The organism is Cedecea davisae (assembly GCF_044095835.1).
Classification (GTDB): Bacteria; Pseudomonadota; Gammaproteobacteria; order Enterobacterales; family Enterobacteriaceae; genus Cedecea; species Cedecea davisae.
On sequence record NZ_CP172054.1, the window covers coordinates 4,094,127 to 4,115,914 of the forward strand.

At 54.3% G+C, this 21,788-nt stretch carries 18 protein-coding genes; 4 read left to right on the forward strand and 14 right to left on the reverse strand.

What is annotated here, in order from left to right:
• Positions 1-70 precede the first annotated feature (70 nt).
• Entirely contained in the window at positions 71-856 is a 786-nt protein-coding gene (gene caiD, locus ACG1VR_RS19525; RefSeq protein ID WP_395489602.1) for a crotonobetainyl-CoA hydratase, read from the forward strand.
• 6 nt (positions 857-862) lie between these two features.
• On the opposite strand, the gene caiF is transcribed toward caiD, so the two are convergent.
• The 5 genes from caiF to ACG1VR_RS19550 all read right to left on the reverse strand — a co-directional run bounded on the left by caiF (position 863) and on the right by ACG1VR_RS19550 (position 7,967).
• Positions 863-1,258 carry a carnitine metabolism transcriptional regulator CaiF gene (gene caiF, locus ACG1VR_RS19530; protein ID WP_016534840.1) on the reverse strand — a complete coding sequence of 132 codons (396 nt, stop codon included), beginning with the start codon at positions 1,256-1,258 and terminating at the stop codon, positions 863-865.
• Between the two features lie 154 nt (positions 1,259-1,412).
• On the reverse strand, positions 1,413-4,637 hold the full coding sequence (carB, locus tag ACG1VR_RS19535; RefSeq protein WP_395489603.1) for a carbamoyl-phosphate synthase large subunit: 3,225 nt from the start codon (positions 4,635-4,637) through the stop codon (positions 1,413-1,415).
• A gap of 18 nt (positions 4,638-4,655) precedes the next feature.
• Positions 4,656-5,804: a glutamine-hydrolyzing carbamoyl-phosphate synthase small subunit gene (gene carA, locus ACG1VR_RS19540; RefSeq protein WP_039899097.1), complete on the reverse strand. Its 1,149-nt coding sequence runs from the start codon at positions 5,802-5,804 to the stop codon at positions 4,656-4,658.
• A gap of 468 nt (positions 5,805-6,272) precedes the next feature.
• The gene (gene dapB / locus ACG1VR_RS19545) at positions 6,273-7,094 is read right to left on the reverse strand and encodes a 4-hydroxy-tetrahydrodipicolinate reductase (RefSeq protein WP_395489604.1); all 822 of its coding nucleotides are present in this window, start codon (positions 7,092-7,094) and stop codon (positions 6,273-6,275) included.
• Between the two features lie 243 nt (positions 7,095-7,337).
• Entirely contained in the window at positions 7,338-7,967 is a 630-nt protein-coding gene (locus tag ACG1VR_RS19550; protein ID WP_395489605.1) for an alanyl-tRNA editing protein, read from the reverse strand.
• 91 nt (positions 7,968-8,058) lie between these two features.
• Here ACG1VR_RS19550 and ACG1VR_RS19555 point away from each other — a divergent pair, with 91 nt between their 5' ends.
• Positions 8,059-8,988 carry a LysR family transcriptional regulator gene (locus ACG1VR_RS19555; RefSeq protein ID WP_395489606.1) on the forward strand — a complete coding sequence of 310 codons (930 nt, stop codon included), beginning with the start codon at positions 8,059-8,061 and terminating at the stop codon, positions 8,986-8,988.
• An 84-nt stretch (positions 8,989-9,072) separates the two neighbouring features.
• Here ACG1VR_RS19555 and ispH read toward each other — a convergent pair whose 3' ends face one another.
• From ispH to ribF, 5 genes are read right to left on the reverse strand one after another with little or no spacing between them, the layout of a single operon-like run.
• Positions 9,073-10,023, reverse strand: coding sequence for a 4-hydroxy-3-methylbut-2-enyl diphosphate reductase (ispH, locus tag ACG1VR_RS19560; RefSeq protein WP_016534832.1), 951 nt, complete (start codon positions 10,021-10,023; stop codon positions 9,073-9,075).
• Positions 10,004-10,474, reverse strand: coding sequence for an FKBP-type peptidyl-prolyl cis-trans isomerase (gene fkpB / locus ACG1VR_RS19565; RefSeq protein ID WP_395489607.1), 471 nt, complete (start codon positions 10,472-10,474; stop codon positions 10,004-10,006). Before fkpB ends, ispH begins: the two co-directional genes overlap by 20 nt.
• A 3-nt stretch (positions 10,475-10,477) precedes the next feature.
• The gene (gene lspA / locus ACG1VR_RS19570) at positions 10,478-10,984 is read right to left on the reverse strand and encodes a signal peptidase II (protein ID WP_039897888.1); all 507 of its coding nucleotides are present in this window, start codon (positions 10,982-10,984) and stop codon (positions 10,478-10,480) included.
• Complete coding sequence (gene ileS / locus ACG1VR_RS19575) at positions 10,981-13,797, reverse strand: isoleucine--tRNA ligase (RefSeq protein WP_395489608.1); 2,817 nt, start codon at positions 13,795-13,797, stop codon at positions 10,981-10,983. Before ileS ends, lspA begins: the two co-directional genes overlap by 4 nt.
• 32 nt (positions 13,798-13,829) lie before the next feature.
• Positions 13,830-14,762 carry a bifunctional riboflavin kinase/FAD synthetase gene (ribF, locus tag ACG1VR_RS19580; RefSeq protein ID WP_016534828.1) on the reverse strand — a complete coding sequence of 311 codons (933 nt, stop codon included), beginning with the start codon at positions 14,760-14,762 and terminating at the stop codon, positions 13,830-13,832.
• A gap of 327 nt (positions 14,763-15,089) precedes the next feature.
• Between ribF and rpsT the strand changes: the two genes are divergently transcribed.
• On the forward strand, positions 15,090-15,353 hold the full coding sequence (rpsT, locus tag ACG1VR_RS19585) for a 30S ribosomal protein S20 (RefSeq protein WP_039897887.1): 264 nt from the start codon (positions 15,090-15,092) through the stop codon (positions 15,351-15,353).
• A 63-nt stretch (positions 15,354-15,416) separates the two neighbouring features.
• Here rpsT and nhaR read toward each other — a convergent pair whose 3' ends face one another.
• The 4 genes from nhaR to dnaK form a co-directional block, all read right to left on the reverse strand.
• A complete protein-coding gene (nhaR, locus tag ACG1VR_RS19590; RefSeq protein ID WP_016534825.1) occupies positions 15,417-16,310 on the reverse strand; it encodes a transcriptional activator NhaR in 894 nt (297 codons plus the stop codon).
• A 68-nt stretch (positions 16,311-16,378) separates the two neighbouring features.
• Complete coding sequence (gene nhaA, locus ACG1VR_RS19595) at positions 16,379-17,551, reverse strand: Na+/H+ antiporter NhaA (RefSeq protein ID WP_016534824.1); 1,173 nt, start codon at positions 17,549-17,551, stop codon at positions 16,379-16,381.
• A 196-nt stretch (positions 17,552-17,747) separates the two neighbouring features.
• On the reverse strand, positions 17,748-18,881 hold the full coding sequence (dnaJ, locus tag ACG1VR_RS19600; protein ID WP_172568383.1) for a molecular chaperone DnaJ: 1,134 nt from the start codon (positions 18,879-18,881) through the stop codon (positions 17,748-17,750).
• A gap of 84 nt (positions 18,882-18,965) precedes the next feature.
• Complete coding sequence (dnaK, locus tag ACG1VR_RS19605) at positions 18,966-20,888, reverse strand: molecular chaperone DnaK (RefSeq protein WP_016534821.1); 1,923 nt, start codon at positions 20,886-20,888, stop codon at positions 18,966-18,968.
• Between the two features lie 296 nt (positions 20,889-21,184).
• Between dnaK and satP the strand changes: the two genes are divergently transcribed.
• On the forward strand, positions 21,185-21,751 hold the full coding sequence (gene satP, locus ACG1VR_RS19610; RefSeq protein WP_016534819.1) for an acetate uptake transporter: 567 nt from the start codon (positions 21,185-21,187) through the stop codon (positions 21,749-21,751).
• The last annotated feature ends 37 nt before the right edge of the window (positions 21,752-21,788 follow it).

Genomic DNA, 21,788 nt, shown 5'->3' on the forward strand with positions numbered 1-21,788 from the left:
ATACGGCGGGCAAATATTTTCCGCCAAATAGCCATACCGTGAAGAATATTTATAACACCGGAGAAAAGATATGAGCACATCATTACATCTGATCCGCAACGGCCCGATTCTTGAAATCACCTTAGACAGACCCAAGGCCAATGCCATAGACGCCTGCACCAGCTTTGAAATGGGTGAAGTTTTTGTTAATTTCCGCGATGATCCGCAGCTGCGCGTGGCGATAATTACCGGCGCCGGGGAGAAATTTTTTTCCGCCGGATGGGACTTAAAAGCCGCGGCGGAAGGTGAAGCGCCAGATGCTGATTTTGGTCCCGGAGGGTTCGCCGGGCTAACCGAAATGTTTGACCTCGATAAACCAGTGATTGCGGCGGTCAACGGCTACGCCTTTGGCGGCGGGTTCGAGCTGGCGCTGGCGGCTGATTTTATCATCTGTGCAGAAAATGCCTGCTTTGCGCTGCCGGAAGCTCTGCTCGGGATAGTGCCGGACAGCGGCGGCGTACTCCGCCTGCCCAAACTGCTGCCCAGGGCCGTCGTCAATGAACTGATTATGACCGGCAGGCGCATGGATGCAGAAGAAGCGCTACGTTGGGGCATTATCAATCGCGTTGTCGCCGGGGAGGAACTGCTGAACAGCGCCCGTGAACTGGCACAGCAACTGATACACAGCGCGCCGCTGGCTATCGCCGCACTCAAAGAGATTTGCCGCACTACCGGCGAGATGACGGTTGAGGAAGGTTATCGTTACATCCGCAGCGGCGCGTTAAAACATTATCCCGCCGTGCTGCATTCTGAAGATGCTATCGAAGGACCTCAGGCGTTTGCTGAAAAACGAGACCCGGTATGGAAAGGCCGCTAACAGCGCTTAACGGCGCATGCTTTTTGACAGCATTATCTTCCATTTCTGCTCGCGATTAAGTTCCTCGGGAGGCACCGCGGCTACAGGCGGTGCTTTTTTAGTTTTGAACATTTTATCCTGGATACTGTATCCGGCACGCAGATAAATTCTTTCGTCAATATGCGTCACTCTTACCAGTCGATGGCACTGGCATCCTCGCCCCTCAATTTTGTTAGGAATGATTCTGGTTTCACAGCTTATTTCTTTCACTTGCGCGAGGATATAAGAGACTGTATTAATCGCCTTGCAGTAATCCATATTAAATTGCTTTGCGATCTCTTTAGCGCTTACCCAACGGTTTTCCGCCATCACCCATTCTGAAATTAACAAATAAAGCGGCTTTTCAACATATTCGTCACACATAAGTTCACCTCTTATAAATTAAAAATTCTGCCGCACTCTGTCAGAAATAGACAAAGTCAGGCTATATTAAAATTGGATATAAGAGAGATGGTATGCGAGTGGGGTATTAATTAGTGTGAGAGGGAGCACAGAAGGCTCCCTCCCGGTTAACAAGTTACTTCTTAATCTGAGCGTGCATTTCCTGTACCGAAATTACTTTTTCGGTCGCATCGGCATTCAGCGCCATTGCGGTGGCAAAACCGCCGTTCAGGGTAGTGTCGTAATGCACCTTGTATTGCAGAGCACTGCGGCGGATGAGTTTGGAATCCTCAATCGCCTGGCGGCCAGCGGTGGTGTTGATGATGTAGGTGTACTCGCCATTCTTGATACGGTCCTGAATGTGAGGGCGACCTTCATGCACCTTGTTCACCAGGCGCGGGTTGATCCCGGCTTCGCCCAGAACGATGGCCGTGCCGTGGGTTGCATCCAGCTCAAAGCCCTGTTTCAGCAGCTTAGCGGCCAGGTCTACCACGCGCTCTTTATCCCCTTCGCGTACCGAAAGCAGCGCGCGTCCTGGTTTACGCATCGTGGACTGGCTACCCAGCATTGCTTTAGAGAACGCCTCTGCGAAAGTACGCCCCACGCCCATCACTTCCCCGGTAGAGCGCATTTCTGGCCCTAACAGCGGGTCAACGCCCGGGAATTTGTTGAACGGAAGCACCACTTCTTTCACCGAGTAGTACGGCGGGATAGTTTCTTTGGTCATACCCTGCTCAACCAGCGTTTTGCCGGTCATTACGCGGGCGGCTACTTTCGCCAGCGGTACGCCGGTCGCCTTGGAGACAAACGGTACGGTACGCGCGGCGCGTGGGTTCACCTCAATCAGATAAACTTCGTTGTCCTTCACCGCAAACTGCACGTTCATCAGGCCGCGCACCTGTAGTTCGAAGGCTAACTTCTGTACCTGCTGACGCATCACATCCTGAATTTCCTGGCTCAGCGTATAGGCTGGCAGAGAACAGGCGGAGTCGCCGGAGTGAACGCCTGCCTGCTCGATATGCTCCATGATGCCGCCAATCAGCACGGTCTCGCCGTCGCAGATTGCATCAACATCCACTTCAACCGCATCGTCAAGGAAGCGGTCAAGAAGCACCGGAGCGTCATTGGAGACGCTAACCGCGGTCTGGAAGTAGCGGCGTAAATCCACCTCGTCATAGACGATTTCCATTGCGCGGCCGCCGAGGACATAAGAAGGGCGAACCACCAGCGGGTAACCAATCTGAACCGCTTTCTCAACGGCCTGCTCAATAGCGGTCACGGTGGCGTTAGCTGGCTGTTTCAGCTTCAGGCGCTCAACCGCATGCTGGAAGCGCTCGCGGTCTTCGGCACGGTCGATAGCATCTGGGCTGGTACCGATAACCGGTACGCCGGCGGCTTCCAGCGCACGCGCAAGTTTCAGCGGAGTCTGGCCGCCGTACTGGACGATAACGCCTTTTGGCTTCTCAACGCGGACAATTTCCAGCACGTCTTCGAAGGTAACCGGCTCGAAGTAGAGGCGGTCGGAAGTGTCGTAGTCGGTGGAGACGGTTTCCGGGTTGCAGTTAACCATGATGGTTTCGTAACCATCTTCGCGCAGCGCCAGCGAGGCGTGTACGCAGCAGTAGTCAAACTCAATGCCCTGGCCGATACGGTTCGGCCCGCCACCCAGCACCATGATTTTGTCACGGTCGTTGTTCGGGTTTGCTTCGCACTCATCTTCATATGTGGAGTACATATAAGCGGTGTCGGTAGCAAATTCAGCGGCGCAGGTATCTACGCGCTTGTAGACCGGGTGGAGGCCATATTGCTCGCGCAGTTTACGGATTTCCGCTTCACGCACGCCAGCCAGTTTAGCCAGGCGCGCATCGGCAAAGCCTTTACGCTTCAGCATACGCAGGAAGTCGTGGTTCAGGCCGGTAATACCGATTTCCGCTACCTGCTCTTCCAGGCGAACCAGCTCTTCAATCTGCACCAGGAACCAGCGGTCGATGTTGGTCAGGTTGAACACGCCGTCAACGGAGAGACCCGCGCGGAAGGCGTCAGCCACGTACCAGATACGCTCCGCGCCAGCATCTTTCAGCTCGCGGCGGATTTTGGTCAGCGCTTCCGGGTCATCAAGGTTAACTTTCGGGTCAAAACCGGTAGCGCCGACTTCCAGACCGCGCAGCGCTTTCTGCAGCGACTCCTGCTGGGTCCGGCCAATCGCCATCACTTCACCCACGGATTTCATCTGGGTGGTCAGACGGTCGTTAGCACCGACGAATTTCTCGAAGTTAAAGCGAGGAATTTTAGTCACAACGTAGTCGATGGACGGCTCGAACGAAGCCGGAGTGCGGCCGCCGGTGATGTCATTCATCAGCTCGTCGAGGGTGTAACCCACCGCCAGTTTCGCCGCCACTTTAGCAATCGGGAAGCCGGTTGCTTTAGAAGCCAGCGCCGAGGAGCGGGATACGCGCGGGTTCATCTCGATGATAATCAGGCGGCCAGTTTTCGGGTTAACCGAGAACTGAACGTTGGAGCCGCCGGTTTCCACACCGATTTCACGCAGGACCGCCATCGAGGCGTTACGCATGATTTGGTATTCTTTGTCGGTCAGGGTCTGAGCCGGAGCAACGGTGATGGAGTCGCCGGTGTGGATGCCCATCGGGTCTAAGTTTTCGATAGAGCAGACGATGATGCAGTTGTCGTTTTTATCGCGAACCACTTCCATCTCGTACTCTTTCCAGCCAATCAGCGACTCGTCAATCAGCAGCTCTTTGGTTGGGGAAAGATCCAGACCGCGTTCGCAAATTTCTTCGAACTCTTCGCGGTTATAGGCGATACCGCCGCCGGTGCCGCCCATGGTAAAGGAAGGACGGATGATGCACGGATAGCCCACGTCGGCGGCAACCGCCAGCGCTTCTTCCATATTGTGCGCAATACCGGAGCGAGCGGTGTCGAGGCCGATTTTTTTCATCGCGATGTCGAAACGACGGCGGTCTTCGGCTTTATCGATAGCATCAGCTGTGGCGCCAATCATGGTGACGCCAAATTCTTCCAGCACGCCCTGACGCTCGAGTTCCAGCGCGCAGTTCAGCGCGGTCTGGCCGCCCATCGTAGGCAGCACCGCGTCCGGGCGCTCTTTCTCAATGATTTTGCGAACCACTTCCCAATGAATCGGCTCGATATAGGTCGCATCGGCCATTTCAGGGTCAGTCATGATGGTGGCCGGGTTAGAGTTCACCAGGATAACGCGGTAGCCCTCTTCACGCAGCGCTTTACACGCCTGAGCACCGGAGTAGTCGAACTCACACGCCTGGCCGATAACAATCGGGCCAGCGCCGAGGATCAGGATGCTTTTTATATCTGTACGTTTTGGCATTTTCTTTAGCTCCTGATTTTATTTGGCGGTAGAACGGTATTGCTTAATCAAATCGATAAAGTGGTCAAACAGCGGCGCGGCATCGTGCGGCCCGGGGCTTGCTTCAGGGTGCCCCTGGAAACTGAACGCGGCTTTATCGGTGCGGTGGATGCCCTGCAGGGTGCCGTCGAACAGCGATTTATGGGTCACACGCAGGTTGGCAGGCAGCGTGGTTTCGTCAACCGCAAAACCGTGGTTTTGAGCGGTTATCATCACGCAGTCTTTATCCAGGTCTTTTACCGGATGGTTGCCGCCGTGGTGACCAAACTTCATTTTCACGGTGTTTGCGCCGCTCGCCAGCGCCAGCAGTTGGTGACCGAGGCAGATGCCGAACACAGGAATATCGGTTTCCAGGAAAGATTTAATCGCGCTGATAGCGTAATCACACGGTGCCGGGTCGCCGGGACCGTTGGAAAGGAAGATACCGTCAGGATTCATCTTCAGCACTTCTTCAGCTGGCGTTTGCGCAGGAACAACAGTCAGGCGGCAGCCTCTGTCTACCAGCATGCGCAGGATATTGCGCTTTGCGCCGTAATCGTAAGCCACAACGTGGAACGGCAAATCTTCTGCTTTTGCGGCTTCCGGCAGGTCGTGCTCCAGCGTCCAGCTCCCCTGCTGCCAGGCGTAAGCTTCTTTAGTAGTGACTTCTTTTGCCAGATCCATACCGTTCAGGCCCGGGAAGGCTTTTGCCTTTTCCAGCGCCAGCGCCGCATCAACGTTATCACCGGCAATAATGCAGCCATTCTGTGCACCTTTCTCACGCAGCAGGCGGGTCAGTTTGCGGGTATCAATATCGGCAATCGCCACGATGTTATGGCGCTTAAGGTAAGAAGAAAGGTCTTCGGTGCTGCGGAAGTTGCTGGCAATCAGCGGCAGGTCACGGATGACGAGGCCTTGCGCATGTACCTGGGAGGATTCTTCATCGGCTTCATTGGTGCCGACATTACCGATATGAGGATAAGTAAGAGTGACTATCTGGCGGGAGTAAGAAGGATCAGTGAGGATTTCTTGATAACCGGTCAATGAGGTATTGAAAACGACTTCACCCACTGCCGTACCCGATGCCCCAATGGCCCGACCGTGGAATTGGGTTCCGTCTTCCAGAACCAACAGCGCTGACTTAATCAAAACGTCCTCCAGGGAATAAACATTCAATTTATTCGCATATTAATTCAAAACCAGTTCCTGAATCAAATGCAAAAGCGTCTGCCTTTCGGATTTTTGGCAAACGGCGGCATTCTAGGGACTGGCTGGGCAAAAGTCTACCTTATCGCGAAGTTTTTCTGTGTATTTTAGCGCTCAGAGCAAAAAGATCTGATTTGAAGGTCAAAATAGCCAGCTAACAAAGGAAAAGTAATCGGTTGCTGACCATGAATATTGGGAAAGTGGTCGTAACAGCGTAAAAAAGTAGACCAAATGGTCAAAATTAACAACACCACAACACAAAAATGAACGATAAGTTGTTTTTATAAGGTTCTAAAGTGAAAATTAAAATCAAACCCATTAAATCAAGACAATAAAAAAGGGCAATAACATATTGCCCTGACAATCAATAGATTACGATTGAAACAACCACATCACTAAGGATAAATTAAATTACAAACTGTTGAGATCGAGCACATCTCTCATATCAAAAAGACCATTTTTTCTGGACTTTAACCATGATGCAGAACGAACTGCACCATTAGCAAAAGTCATCCGGCTGGACGCCTTATGGGTAATTTCAATACGCTCTCCGATATCGGCGAACATCGCGGTATGCTCACCCACAATGTCACCCGCACGTACCGTAGCAAAGCCAATGGTTCCAGGCACACGTTCGCCTGTATAGCCTTCGCGAGAATAAACCGCGCACTGCTTCAGATCTTTGTCCATCGCCTGAGCAATAGCTTCGCCCATTGCCAGCGCCGTGCCGGATGGAGCATCAACTTTGTGGCGGTGGTGGGCCTCAATAATTTCGATGTCGGTATAATCGCCCATCACTTTGGCCGCCTTCTCCAGCAGCTTCAGCATCACATTTACGCCAACGCTGAAATTGGCCGCGAAGACGATAGGGATCTCGCGAGAAGCATCGTGGATTGCCTGCTTACCGGCCTCTTCAAAACCGGTAGTCCCGATAACCATGCCTTTGCCGTGTTTGAGGCAGAACGCCAGATGGGCAAGCGTGCCTTCCGGGCGGGTGAAGTCGATAAAGACATCAAAATCGTTCACTACCGCGTCCAGACTATCGCTGACCAGCACGCCCGTTTTTGCCACTCCGGCCAGTTCACCCGCATCGCTGCCGAGCAGAGAAGAGCCCGGACGTTCCAGGGCGGCACCAAGCTGCACGCCGTCCAGCTGCAAAGTGGCCTGAATAAGCTGGCGTCCCATGCGCCCGCCAGCTCCCGCAATGGCTACGCGAATTTGTGCATCATGCATATCTTTACTCTTTGGTTAAATAATTCGTAGAAAACGTTCTCAGGTTAACCATCCCGGTGTCGGGCCGCCAGCCGAAAACAGCGATAATTAGAATTTACTGTCATGACGCGGCAGTTATCAATATCAGCCATAAAAACCCTTCTTTTACCAGGCTTAAATCAAGCCCGGCAAAACGGCTCCCGCTGCCCCGGTTATTTCCCCAAGAGTAATAGAATTCGCGCTAAAAAGGTGCACTCATGGCGTTTATGCGAGCGTGTAATTCACGATAAGCTGCCCTTTTTTGATTTTGACAGCCGTAATAGCGAGGCCATTAATCTCGGCCAGCGTCTTAACGTGGGTTCCGCCGCAAAGGTAAGCAGGCAGGTCGCCAAACCACACTTTGCGCCGCCCTTCTTCAAATGCAACAAAGCGGCTTAACCCACCCTCCAGCCACGGCTGGATTATTTCGAGAAGCTCTGCGCCCGTGGGTTGGGAGACATTATCTTTAGCTGCAAAGGTAATGCGTCCCTCCCCTGGCCAGTGGTGGGCTTTAACGGGCTGCCAGCCAGAGATTTCACCAGCATAGCCCACCAGATGCCCCGCGGAGTGCCAGTGCGAATGCTGCTGCCGAATTGCCGCATCAACGCGGACTTCTACCTCGCCGGGTTCCAGCGGCTGGGAAAGGATATGCGCCACATCGTCGCCGCGCTGTACCACCTCCTCAACCAGGATGTCAGCGATCCAGCCTTTGTCCGCAGGCTGCCCGCCGCCCTGCGGATGGAACAGCGTTTTATCCAGTTCAACAACATAACGCCCGTCGGCATCAGCCGTGCAGCTAACAACCCTTGCGCGCCCCTCGGTTACATCACTCGTATAATAAAGTCGTTCAGTCATCGTGTTCTCCTCATTGTCAGAAGAGTATATTGCGTTTATCAATGCGGATAATCTTCTCGCAGAACAATGCACCTTTGCCTGGTATGCACAAATGAATTTAACTTTACTTCCCGATCTGGCGACTTTCGTTGTTATTGTTGAGCAGGGCAGCTTTTCCGCCGCCGCAAGAGTAACGGGGGCAACCCCCTCCGCCATCAGCCGCAGCGTCTCACGCCTTGAACGCGAAATGGGCTGTAAATTGCTGCACCGCACAACGCGCAAGCTGGCGCTGAGCGATACGGGTAAAACGGTGCATCAGCATGCGCTGGAGATGCTGGATGCGGCCCGGCAGGCGATGGATAAAGGGCGCAGCTTACAAACGGTAGTCCAGGGCAGGCTGACCCTTAGCGTGCCGAAGGCCGTTGGCCACTTTGTTATTCATCCTTTGATCCCCGAATTTCTCGCCCGCTATCCGCAGGTGGATGTCAGCCTGCGCCTGGAAGACCGCTACATGGATCTCATTGATGACGGAGTCGATCTCGCACTGCGCATTACCGGCACGCCCTCTCCGGGGCTTTACGGCAAACCGCTGATGCCCATCGCACACATCATTTGTGCAACCCCGGAATACCTGCGTCTGCACGGCACGCCTGAAACCCCTGCGGAGCTTCGCCAGCATAGCTGTATCAGCCTTGGAGAGACTCCGGCAGATTCACGCTGGAAGTTTCACCGCCCCGGCAAAACGGAGACGGTTCAAACCCACGGGCGCTATGCGGCAAACCATACGGGAGTGAGGCTGGATGCTGTTAAACGTAATCTGGGGATCGGCAGCCTGCCGCTGTTTACCGCGCGCGACGCGCTGGCGCATGGCGAAATAGTGCAAGTGCTGCCGGAATGGGAGTTTATCAGCGCCTATACTGGCGAACTGTGGCTATTGTGGACTCGCAATCAGCATATGCCAGGCCCGATGCGGGCAATGATTGACTATTTAAGCGAGGAACTTGCCGCTCGTGCTACCGATACGGCGGTAAATCTTGTTTGAACCGCATCATGACCTGGATACGCAAAAAAAATACCAGCGGGTTTACACCGGCTGGCATTTTCAGGCTGGCAAAAATCGACGACGTTACTCTACTTCACGCACGTCAACCCGCAGCTCTCGCGGCACTTCAAAGACAATATTCTCTTCGCGGCCGGTGAGTTCGCGGGCTTCGCTACCGCCCATTTCACGCAGGCGTGAAATGACGTTTTGCACCAGCACATCCGGCGCAGAAGCCCCGGCCGTTACGCCCACGCAGTTTGCCTCTTTTACCCACGCTTCCTGGATATCGGCTGCGTCATCGATAAGATAAGCGGCTTTTCCCATACGCTGAGCAAGTTCAGCAAGACGGTTGGAGTTGGAGGAGTTTTTCGACCCCACAACCAGCACCACATCGGCTTCATTAGCCAGCGCACGCACCGCTTCCTGGCGGTTAGTGGTGGCGTAGCAGATATCATCTTTACGCGGGCCGATGATTTTCGGGAAGCGTTTACGCAGCGCGTCGATAACCTCAGAAGTGTCGTCCACCGAAAGCGTCGTCTGGGTCATAAACGACAAATTGCTTTCGTCTTTAACTTCAAGCGTCAGCACATCGTCCGGCGACTCGACCAGGTACATCCCGCCCTTCGGATTGCTGTACTGGCCCATAGTGCCTTCTACTTCCGGGTGCCCTGCGTGGCCGATTAAAATCGACTCTTCGCCACGGCGGCTGGCTCGGGCAACTTCCATATGCACTTTGGTGACCAACGGGCAGGTCGCATCGAACACCGTCAGCTCGCGGCATTTGGCTTCGTTACGCACCGCCTGAGAAACGCCGTGCGCCGAGAAAATCAGGATCGCACCGTCCGGCACTTCGCTGATTTGCTCGATGAAAATAGCGCCGCGCTCGCGCAGGCTATCCACCACGTAGCGGTTGTGCACTACTTCGTGACGAACATAGATTGGCGCGCCGTAAATTTGCAGCGCGTTTTCGACAATGCTGATAGCGCGGTCGACCCCAGCACAAAAGCCTCTGGGATTAGCCAACAGGATCTGCATTCAACGCCTCCAGCACCGGATCGACTTCCAGCACTTCAATATCAAAATGAACGGTTCGCCCGGCCAGCGGATGGTTGAAGTCGACGGTAATCGAGTCACCGTTAACCTCGCGTACGACGCCAGGCATTTCGCTGCCATCCATTGCGGTAAACAACATTATAGCGCCCGGCTCCGGCTCGCCCGCGTCAACGAATTCACGACGCGAGAAATACTGGATCATATCCGGGCTTGGAATGCCAAACGCCGCTTCCGGGGCCAGAGAGAATGCTTTTTTCTCTCCGGCTTTCAGGCCAATCAGCTCGCTTTCGAGGCCCGGAGACAGCGTTTCATCCCCAAGGCGGAACAGCGCAGGCTTACCGTTAGCGCGGGTGGACTCCGCGATGGAGCCATCTTCAAGCTTCAGCGTGAAATGCACCAGCACCGCGCTGTTGCTCTGTACAGACTCAGCCATGGGTTACCCTTTTTGCTTCGCGGGCTTGTCGGAGGAGACAAAGAAGCCCTCCAGCACAATCAGCGCCGCGCCGATACAGATTGCCGTATCGGCCAGATTGAAGGTGGCAAAGTGCCAGTCGCCAACGTAGAAATCGATCATGTCGACCACAAAGCCGTGCCATAAGCGGTCAAACAGGTTGCCGAGCGCACCGCCGATAATCAGAGCATAGGCGATGTTATTCAGTTTTTGGCTCGCTTTAGCGCGGTACATCATCCACACCAGCGCTACGCAGATACCGATTGCGATACCGGCGAAGAACCAGCGCTGCCAGCCGCCTTTATCCGCGAGGAAGCTGAACGCCGCCCCGTAGTTACGAGCGTAGTGCAGATTCAGGGACGGGAACAGAGACACCGTGTCCCCCAGCATGAAATGCTGGAGGATCAGGTATTTACTGCCCAGATCCACAATCAGTACCACGACCACCAGCCAAAGCCAGCGCAACCCGGTAGAGAGTAATGGTTTCATCAGGCAAACTTACGTTGTTCGCCGTCACCGGCTACGTTGGTAACACAGCGGCCGCAAATTTCTGCGTGTTCCGCAACCTGACCGATGTCGGTGGTGTAATGCCAGCAGCGCGGGCACTTCTCACCATCGGCTTTACGCAGGGCAACTTTCAGCCCTTTGAGGATTTCGCTCTGCTGAGCGTCTTCACCCGCCTGTGCATAATCGGCAACCGCAGCCCCGGAGGTCAACAGGACAAATCGCAATTCATCACTCAGGCTATTTAGCTTCGCCGCCAGCTCGCTGTCGGCAAACAGAGTGACTGCCGCTTCCAGAGAACCGCCGATGCGTTTATCGGCACGCGCCTGCTCGATAACCTTGTTAACTTCACCGCGCACGGTCAGCAGCGTATCCCAGAACTCACCGTTCATCGCTTCGCTTTCCGCCAGGCCGAACAGACCTTCGTACCACTCGCCGGTAAACACGTACTTCTCGCGAGAACCCGGCAGGTAGCCCCAGATTTCATCCGCGGTGAAGGACATGATAGGTGCCATCCAGCGCACCAGCGCTTCACAGATATGGTACAGCGCGGTCTGGCAGCTGCGGCGAGCCACGCTGTCGGACTTCGCGGTATACTGGCGGTCTTTAATGATGTCGAGGTAGAACGAGCCCATCTCAACGGAGCAGAAGCGCATCAGGCGCTGAACCACTTCGTGGAAATCGTAGTTTTCGTAGGAAGCCAGAATATCAGCCTGGGCTTCCTGGGCGCAGCCTACTGCCCAGCGATCCAGCACCACCATCTCTTCCGGTTTCACCATGTCGGTTTCCGGATTAAAGCCGTTCAGGTTAGCCAGCAGGAAACGTGCGGTGTTACGGATACGACGATAAGCGTCGGCGGAGCGTTTCAGAATTTCATCAGAAACCGCCATTTCGCCGGTGTAGTCGGTAGACGCCACCCACAGGCGCAGGATATCCGCGCCGAGTTTGTTCATTACGTCCTGCGGGCTAACGGTGTTGCCGATGGACTTGGACATTTTGCGGCCCTGACCATCAACGGTGAAACCGTGGGTCAGCACCTGGCGGTAAGGCGCTTTGCCTTTCATCGCCGTGGAGATCATCAGAGAGGACATGAACCAGCCGCGATGCTGATCCGAACCTTCCAGATAGATATCCGCAGAATGGCCGTTAAATTCAGGGCGAACATCCACAACGGAGGAGTTGGTTGACCCGGAGTCGAACCAAACGTCCAGCGTATCCGGCACTTTGACGTAGTTATCGGCGTCATCGCCCATGATGTCGCGCGGGTCGAGATCCCACCACGCCTGAATGCCGTCCTGCTCTACGCGCTTAGCAACTTCTTCCATCAATTCCAGAGAGCGCGGGTGCAGCTCTTCGGTCTCTTTATGCACAAACAGGGACATCGGCACGCCCCAGGTACGCTGACGCGAAATACACCAGTCAGGGCGGTTTGCCACCATGGACTCGATACGCGCCTGGCCCCAGTCCGGGATCCACTGCACGCCTTTGATCTCTTTCAGAGACTGAGCGCGCAGGCCTTTCTGATCCATGCTGATGAACCACTGCGGGGTCGCACGGAAGATGATTGGCGTTTTATGGCGCCAGCAGTGCGGGTAGCTGTGCAGCAGTTTTTCAATGTGCAGTAGAGCGCCTTTATCACGCAGGATGTTAACCACCAGATCGTTGGCTTTAAACACCTGAACGCCGTCGAGGCCTTCATAAGTGCCCGGCAGATAGCTGCCGTCCGGGCCAACCGGGTTAGCAACTTCCAGACCGTATTTCTGGCCGATAACGTAGTCGTCCGGGCCGTGGCCTGGCGCCGTATGTACAGCACCGGTACCCGCGTCCAGCGTAACGTGATCGCCGAGGATTGCAGGCACGTCGAAGCCCATAAACGGATGCCTGAAGCGCAGCAGTTCCAGCTCGGAACCTTTGACTGTGCCGAGGATTTGATAATCAGTGATGCCAGCGCGTTTCAGCACGCTTTCCAGCAGGTCTTTTGCGAGGATCAGCGCCTGGCCTTCAACCTGCACCAGCACATATTCGAACTCGGCGCCCAGAGAAATAGCGCGGTTAGCCGGCAGGGTCCACGGCGTGGTGGTCCAGATAAGCAGAGAGATTGGGCCTTTAACTTCAGCCGCGCCAAACTTCGCTTTCACCGCATCGCTATCGACGGCGTTAAACGTCACGTCGATAGATGGCGAGGTTTTGTCGTAATACTCAACTTCCGCTTCCGCCAGTGCGGAACGGCAGTCAACGCACCAGTGCACCGGCTTCGCACCTTTATGCAGATGGCCGTTGCCGATGATTTTGCCCAGCGCACGAATGATGTTGGCTTCGGTGTTGAAGTCCATAGTCAGGTACGGGCGAGACCAGTCGCCCAGCACGCCAAGACGGATAAAGTCAGCGCGCTGGCCATCAACCTGCTCTGCGGCATATTTACGGCATGCTGCACGGAACTCAGCGGCAGAAACCTTCTCACCCGGCTTACCGATCAGTTGTTCTACTTTCAGTTCAATCGGCAGACCGTGGCAGTCCCAGCCCGGCACGTACGGCGAGTCGAAGCCGGACAGCCCTTTGGACTTGATAATAATATCTTTCAGAATCTTGTTAACTGAGTGACCAATGTGAATGCTACCGTTCGCATAAGGAGGGCCATCATGCAAAATGAAGGTTTTTTTGCCCTTTTTCGCATTACGAATGATGCCGTACAGGTCATCATCGTTCCAACGCGCCAGCATGCCCGGTTCGCGCTTGGCTAAGTCGCCGCGCATCGGGAACCCTGTTTCAGGCAAATTTAGGGTAGATTTAAAGTCACTCATTAGATTCTCGGTTCCGTATTTCGGTTAGCCTTTCAGGCATTTGACTCAAAAAATTCGCGGGCTGATACCACATCTCTGGCGATTTGCGCTTTCAGCTCATCGAGTGAAGCAAACCGCTGCTCATTACGTATCTTTTTACGCAGCACTACTTCTATATGGCGACCATAAAGGTCCATTACAACGTCCAATAAGTGGACTTCAAGCTGCTGGCGGACACCCGCCACCGTAGGGCGAGTGCCAATATTAGCCACGCCAGCTATCGGCTTATCACCGAGGCCTGAGACTTCAACCGCATACACCCCTTTTACCGGGGAAACCTGACGACGCAGCGGTAAATTCGCCGTAGGGAAACCAATAGTGCGACCCAGCTCATCGCCGTGTACCACACGCCCGGAGATCATAAACGGATGCCCCAGCAGGCTTTCAGCCTGTTGCAAATCGTCATCCGCCAGCGCCTGACGCACGGCGGTACTGCTAATACGCACCCCGTCTTCGCAAAATGTTTGAGTACTTGCGATGTCGAAGCCGTATTCCTGACCAGCCTTCTGTAATAACAAGAAATCCCCCTGACGACCAGCGCCAAAGCGGAAATCATCGCCTACCGCGAGGAATTTAACCCCCAGACGGTCCACCAGCAGATTGCTGACGAAATTCTGCGCGCTCAAGGCGGCAAAACGGCGATCGAAGCGCACGCACAGCACGTAGTCCACGCCGCACCCAGCGAGATAGCGCAGTTTTTCACGCAGGCGAGTCAGGCGGGCTGGGGCCTTTTCCGGGGCGAACAGTTCAAGCGGTTGAGGCTCAAAAATCATCACCATGACCGGAAGGTTGCGCGCACGCCCCTCTTCACACAGGCCCTTTAACAGCGCCTGATGGCCACGATGTACGCCGTCGAAATTACCAATGGTGAGGACACACCCGTGGTGGTTCTGGCGCAGGTTATGTATACCGCGTATCAGCTTCATGGCTGGCTCAAAACAGTGGAAATTGGCGGATTATATCAAGGACAGCGATTAAGGTTAACCGGCGATTGCCGCCTTTGGCATAAAGCTTTAATGAATTCATTACGCTGAGCCGCTCTTTGAGCAGGCTTAGGCTTTGTCTCGACGATTTTTGATGCGAAAGACTGTATTCCCGGCCCTGATGCTGGTAGAATCCGCGCCATCACAACGTAAGAGGTGCCGAAAATTTAACGGCGCTTATTTGCACAAATCCATTGACAAAAGAAGGCTAGCGGGGCATATTCCTCGGCCTTTGAATTGTCCACATAGATCATATTTGGGAGTTGGACCTTGGCTAATATCAAATCAGCTAAGAAACGTGCTGTACAGTCTGAAAAGGCTCGTAAGCACAACGCAAGCCGTCGCTCTATGATGCGTACTTTCATCAAGAAAGTATACGCAGCGATTGAAACTGGCGACAAAGCTGCTGCACAGAAAGCATTTAACGAAATGCAACCAATCGTGGATCGTCAGGCTAGCAAAGGTCTGATCCACAAAAACAAAGCTGCGCGTCATAAAGCAAATCTGACTGCGCAAATCAACAAACTGGCTTAATCGCTCGTTTGCTGTCGCTTTGATAAAAAAACCGGCTAACGCCGGTTTTTTTATATCCGCAAATCACTCCACCTTAAACAACGCCGAGTAATCCTTGCTGCAAATTCGCTGCACCGCAGGATGCTGAATCATTCGTTCGGCAAAAATCGCGTGATACTCCTCCAGCACATTATCAATCCGCCCAACCTCGATGATATCGTCGTCGCTATAGATGTCCTGCGCGTAGAGCGTTGGCGCAACAAAAATAGCGTTATGGGTCGCCCCAAATGCCTTCATCAGCGCGGCATCATCAAATTCGCCGAGGATCTCAATCTTCAGGCCCTGGATGTTAATCCAGTTCAGCAGCTTACGTCCCAGCATCGAGCGACGCCCCGGAATAAGCAGGCGCCGGGTTTCAAGGCAGGCCGGGAAAGGCAGTTCAGGGGCCGGCCCCTTGCACCAGAAGCTAATCCCGCATTCGCCAAGCCTGACGGAAAACAGCCCTTCCTGCTGGGTCGAGTCTATCGGGCAGTCTGAAATAATCATGTCCAGCTTATGCTGGCTCAGCTGTTCCAGCAGCATTTCGTGAGTCGACTCGAAGCAGCGCAGGTGGATTTGCTCATCATCAACCACCGCAGCGTCCAGCACCCCGCTGACCAGCCGCTTGGAAAGCGCATCCGCTACGCCAACGTCGAAAAGAATATTGGCCTCTTTGCGATAGTTAACGATATCCAGCATTTCCTGGCTCAGGGTGAACATGCGGTCGGCATAGCGAAACACCAGTTGGCCCAGCTCCGAAGGCACCAGCCCCCTGCCCTGACGGCGAAACAATTTTCCCTGCAGCCGCTCTTCGAGCGCTTTAATTTGCCCGGTGATGGTCTGCGGCGTCAGAAACAACGCTTCGGCAGCGCCGACCACCGAACCTTCTTTGCAGACGTGCCAGAAGTAATAAAGATGGTTGTAATTAATATGGGACATCGCCCTTCACTCCCTGAAAGTTATTCCGTTATCGGGCCATCCTGCCGATGGCCCGGTTAACACAAGTATCATGCTTTGGCCTCAGAAAGGCGCGCTCTCAGCATGCTAAAGCCCACCACGGCTGAAAGCAGCGACCCAAGAAGAATGCCGAGTTTCGCCCAGGTAATCAGCTCCGCATCCACGTCGCCGAAGGCCAACGAAGCGATGAAAATCGACATAGTAAAGCCGATGCCGCACAGCACGCCTACCGCCATGATGTCGCTGAATCGCGTCCCCTTTGGCAGCGTGGCGAGCTTAAGCTTAAGCGCCAGCCAGCAGAACAGGCTTATCCCCAGCGGCTTGCCGATAAACAAACCGGCAATGATGCCGAGCGGCAGCAGCGAGGTCAGGCCTTCCATGGTCACGCCAGAGAGCGACACGCCAGCATTGGCAAAGGCGAACAGCGGCAGGATCAGGAACGCCACCCACGGATGCAGCACATGCTCAAGCTCCTGAGCAGGCGAACGCCCGTTCTGCTCTTTTAGCGGAATAAAGAAGCCGATGATGACCCCCGCCAGCGTCGCATGAACCCCGGATTTTAAAACAGCAGTCCACAGGATCACGCCCACCAGGATGTAAACGCCCGTGCGGCGCACGTTGAACAGGTTCAGCAGCGCCAGCGCGACGATAGCCGCTGCCGCAATCCCCAACGACATCATGGATAAGTCATGAGTATAGAACAGCGCGATAATGATGATGGCGCCCAGGTCATCGATGATTGCCAGCGCCATCAGGAAAACCTTCAGCGCCAGCGGCACCCGGTTGCCCAGCAGCGCCAGAATTCCCAAAGCAAAGGCGATATCGGTCGCCGCCGGGATAGCCCAGCCTTCGCGGGTTACGGGGTCAGAATAGTTAAAGGCCAGATAGAGCAGCGCCGGAACAACCATCCCGCCGAGCGCGGCAATCACCGGAAACGCCGCCTGACGGCGATCGGCAAGCGAGCCGAGCACCATTTCCCGCTTCACTTCCAGGCCAATCATCAGGAAGAAGATAGCCATCAACGCGTCGTTGACCCACAGCAGCAGGTTTTTGCTGATATCCAGCGGCCCGATGCGTACCTCAACCGGCGTGGCCAGAAAAGCCTCGTAGCCCGCGCTGGTTGCACTCAGGTTTGCCAGCAGCATCGCCAGAGCGGCGGCAACTATCAAAAAAATACCGCCCGCGGCGTCATTTTGAAAAAAGCGTTGCAGATTTTTAGTCATTATTTCACCCAGTTATCCAAACAGCGTGTTCATCCCAAACACTATTATGGTAGTCAGCATAGCGGCAATGACACATCGATAAAATCAGCTTATATGGCAAATATAGATCGCAAAAACCGAACTGTTTTCTGAGACATAAAAAAACCTGAACCGAATGAAGCAGTTCAGGTTTTTGCGTGGCTAAAGCCGGAAGAAATTAGCGGGTCAAATCGTCAAAGAATTTCTTCACGCCGTCGAAGAAGCTCTTCGAACGCGGGCTGTTTTGCTCACCCGCTGGCCCACCAAAGCTCTCTTCTAAATCACGAAGCAGCTTTTTCTGTTTTTCGTTCAGGCTGACAGGCGTTTCGACAACCACGCGGCACAGCAGGTCACCCTGAGCACCACCGCGTACGGACTTAACGCCTTTACCGCGCATTCTGAACAGCTTGCCGGTCTGCGTTTCGCTCGGCACCTTCAGTTTCACGCGACCGTCGAGGGTTGGGACTTCAATTTCCCCGCCCAGAGCGGCCATAGCGAAGTTGATAGGCACTTCGCAGTACAGGTTGTTACCTTCGCGCTCAAAGATTGGGTGCTGTTTCACCTGAACCTGAACGTACAGGTCGCCGGACGGCGCACCGTGCTCACCGGCTTCACCTTCGCCGGACAGGCGAATACGATCTCCGGTATCAACACCCGCAGGAATTTTCACCGACAGGGTTTTGGTTTTCTCTACCCGGCCATGGCCGTGGCAGCTGTTGCACGGATCTTTAATGATGGTGCCGCGGCCCTGGCAATGAGGGCAGCTCTGCTGCACGGTAAAGAAGCCCTGACGCATCTGCACCTGGCCCTGTCCGTGACAGGTTGGACAGGTTTGCGGAGATGAGCCTTTTTTCGCACCGCTGCCGTGGCAAACGTCACACTCTTCCAGCGTCGGGATACGGATCTCTTTGGTAACGCCACGAACCGCTTCTTCAAGCGTTAAGTCCATGTTGTAGCGCAGGTCCGCGCCACGAGACGCTCGTTGACGGCGTCCGCCGCCAAAGATATCGCCAAACACGTCGCCAAAGATATCGTTGAAGTCCGCACCGCCGCCGCCAAAGCCGCCACCGCCGCCCATACCGCCCTGCTCAAACGCAGCATGGCCGTATTGATCGTAGGCCGCACGTTTCTGAGAATCGGTAAGGATCTCGTAGGCTTCTTTGATCTCTTTGAACTTACCCTCGGCCTCTTTATCGCCCTGGTTACGGTCCGGATGGAACTTCATCGCCAGGCGCTTATAGGCTTTTTTGATTTCACGCTCTTCCGCTGATTTCGGAACGCCTAAAACCTCGTAATAGTCTCTCTTCGCCATCTCTTTTTTCTGCCCTTAACATACGAGCACGGGCGTGGAGTAAACTCCGCGCCCGTGCCGGTTAATTACCCTGCATCAGGGCGATTATTTTTTATCTTTCACTTCTTCGAACTCAGCATCAACAACATCGTCGTCTTTGCCTGCGTTAGCGTTGCCAGCATCAGCGGCATTACCTGCCTGCTGCTCGGCATGCTGCTGCTGAGCCAGCTCCATCAGTTTCTGAGAAACCTGAGCCAGAGCCTGCATTTTAGCTTCGATGTCAGCTTTGTCTTCGCCTTTCAGAGAACCTTCCAGCGCGCTCAGAGCGGACTCGATAGCCGTTTTGTCGTCAGCCGGCAGCTTGTCGCCTGCTTCTTCAACCTGCTTACGGGTGCTGTGCAGCAGGTGATCGCCCTGGTTACGGGTCTGAACCAGCTCTTCGAACTTACGGTCAGACTCGGCGTTAGCTTCGGCTTCGCGCACCATTTTCTGGATCTCTTCTTCGTTCAGGCCGGAAGAAGCTTTAATGGTAATCTTCTGCTCTTTACCGCTGTTTTTGTCTTTAGCGGAAACGTGCAGAATACCGTCAGCATCGATATCGAAGGTGACTTCGATCTGCGGCATGCCGCGCGGTGCCGGGCTGATCCCATCCAGGTTGAACTGACCCAGTGATTTGTTATCGGATGCGCGTTTACGCTCACCCTGAATCACGTGGATGGTTACCGCAGACTGGTTGTCTTCAGCGGTAGAGAACACCTGGCTGTGCTTGGTTGGGATAGTGGTGTTTTTCGCGATAAGCGCGGTCATCACGCCACCCATGGTTTCGATACCCAGAGACAGCGGGGTAACGTCCAGCAGCAGTACGTCTTTCACTTCGCCGGTCAGAACACCACCCTGAACCGCTGCACCGATGGCAACAGCTTCGTCCGGGTTAACGTCTTTACGCGGCTCTTTACCGAAGAACTCAGCAACTTTTTTCTGCACCATTGGCATACGAGTCTGACCGCCGACCAGGATAACGTCCTGGATATCGGAAACGGACAGGCCAGCATCCTGCAGCGCAACTTTCAGCGGATCGATTGAACGGTTTACCAGGTCTTCGACCAGGGATTCCAGTTTCGCACGAGTCACTTTGATGTTCATGTGTTTCGGACCGGTCGCGTCTGCGGTGATGTACGGCAGGTTCACGTCGGTCTGCTGTGCAGAAGAAAGTTCGATTTTCGCTTTCTCTGCCGCTTCTTTCAGGCGCTGCATGGCCAGCGGATCGTTACGCAGGTCAATGCCCTGATCTTTCTTAAACTCGTCAACGAGGTAGTTGATCATACGGCTATCGAAGTCTTCACCACCGAGGTGGGTATCACCGTTGGTCGCCAGAACTTCGAAGGTTTTTTCGCCGTCAACTTCGTCGATTTCGATAATAGAGATATCGAAAGTACCACCACCCAGGTCGTAAACCGCGATAGTACGGTTGCCAACTTCTTTGTCCAGACCGTAGGCCAGAGCCGCTGCGGTTGGTTCGTTGATGATACGCTTAACTTCCAGACCCGCGATACGGCCGGCGTCTTTCGTTGCCTGACGCTGAGCATCGTTAAAGTATGCAGGTACGGTGATAACAGCTTCAGTTACCGGCTCACCCAGGTAATCTTCAGCGGTTTTCTTCATTTTTTTCAGCACTTCAGCAGAGATCTGCGGCGGTGCCATTTTCTGACCTTTTACATCAATCCATGCGTCGCCGTTGTCGGCGCCGATGATTTTGTAAGGCATGATGGCTTCATCACGCTGCACTTCTTCGTCCTGGAAGCGACGGCCAATCAGGCGTTTGATCGCAAACAGAGTGTTTTGCGGGTTAGTCACTGCCTGACGTTTAGCCGGCTGACCTACCAGGATTTCGCCGTCCTGAGTGTAAGCAATGATAGAAGGCGTGGTGCGGTCGCCCTCGGCGTTCTCCAGCACACGAGCAGTAGTACCATCCATAATCGCGACACAAGAGTTGGTTGTCCCCAGGTCGATACCAATAATTTTACCCATCTAAACGTCTCCACTAAAAATTCGTCATCATGTGGTTGTGAACCTGTTATATGGGCAAAGGCGTCTGTTTCAATTGCCCGTCGCGTTTTTTTCAGGTCCGCCAACTGCGGTTGCATACAAGATGGGGTCGCAACACCCGCCATCAAGGGGCAGATGAAAAAAAATTTTCTGCTTTCCACCCGCTCAGATCATAGACGGCGGCCTGCCGCCTGATTATTATGCCGCGCCCGCTGCCGGAGTCCCGGCGGTGTGGGCTTACTTGATACTTTTTTTCAGATGAATTTTTCAGAGGAACTATGGGCAACACTAAGTTGGCTAATCCAGCTCCCCTGGGCTTAATGGGCTTCGGCATGACCACCATTTTGCTCAATCTGCACAACGCAGGCATTTTTGGTTTTGACGTTATTATCCTCGCTATGGGGATTTTCTACGGCGGTATCGCGCAAATCTTCGCGGGCCTGCTGGAGTTTAAAAAAGGGAACACTTTCGGTTTAACCGCCTTCACCTCTTACGGCTCGTTCTGGCTGACGCTGGTCGCTATCCTGCTGCTGCCTAAGATGGGTCTTGGCGATGCAACCAACGGGCACTTCCTCGGCGCGTACCTGGGCCTGTGGGGCGTGTTCACGCTGTTCATGTTCTTCGGCACCCTGAAAGCGCCGCGCATGCTGCAATTCGTGTTTGCCAGCCTGACCGTGCTGTTTGCCCTGCTGGCCGTTGGCCATCTGACCGATAACGAAGGCATCGTTAAAGTTGCCGGCTGGATTGGCCTGGTGTGTGGCGCGAGCGCTATCTACCTGGCAATGGGTGAAGTGCTGAACGAACAGTTTGGCCGCACCGTACTGCCGATTGGCGAAAAGCACTAATTTCTTTCGCTTAGCAATAAAAAACGCGGAGCCCGGC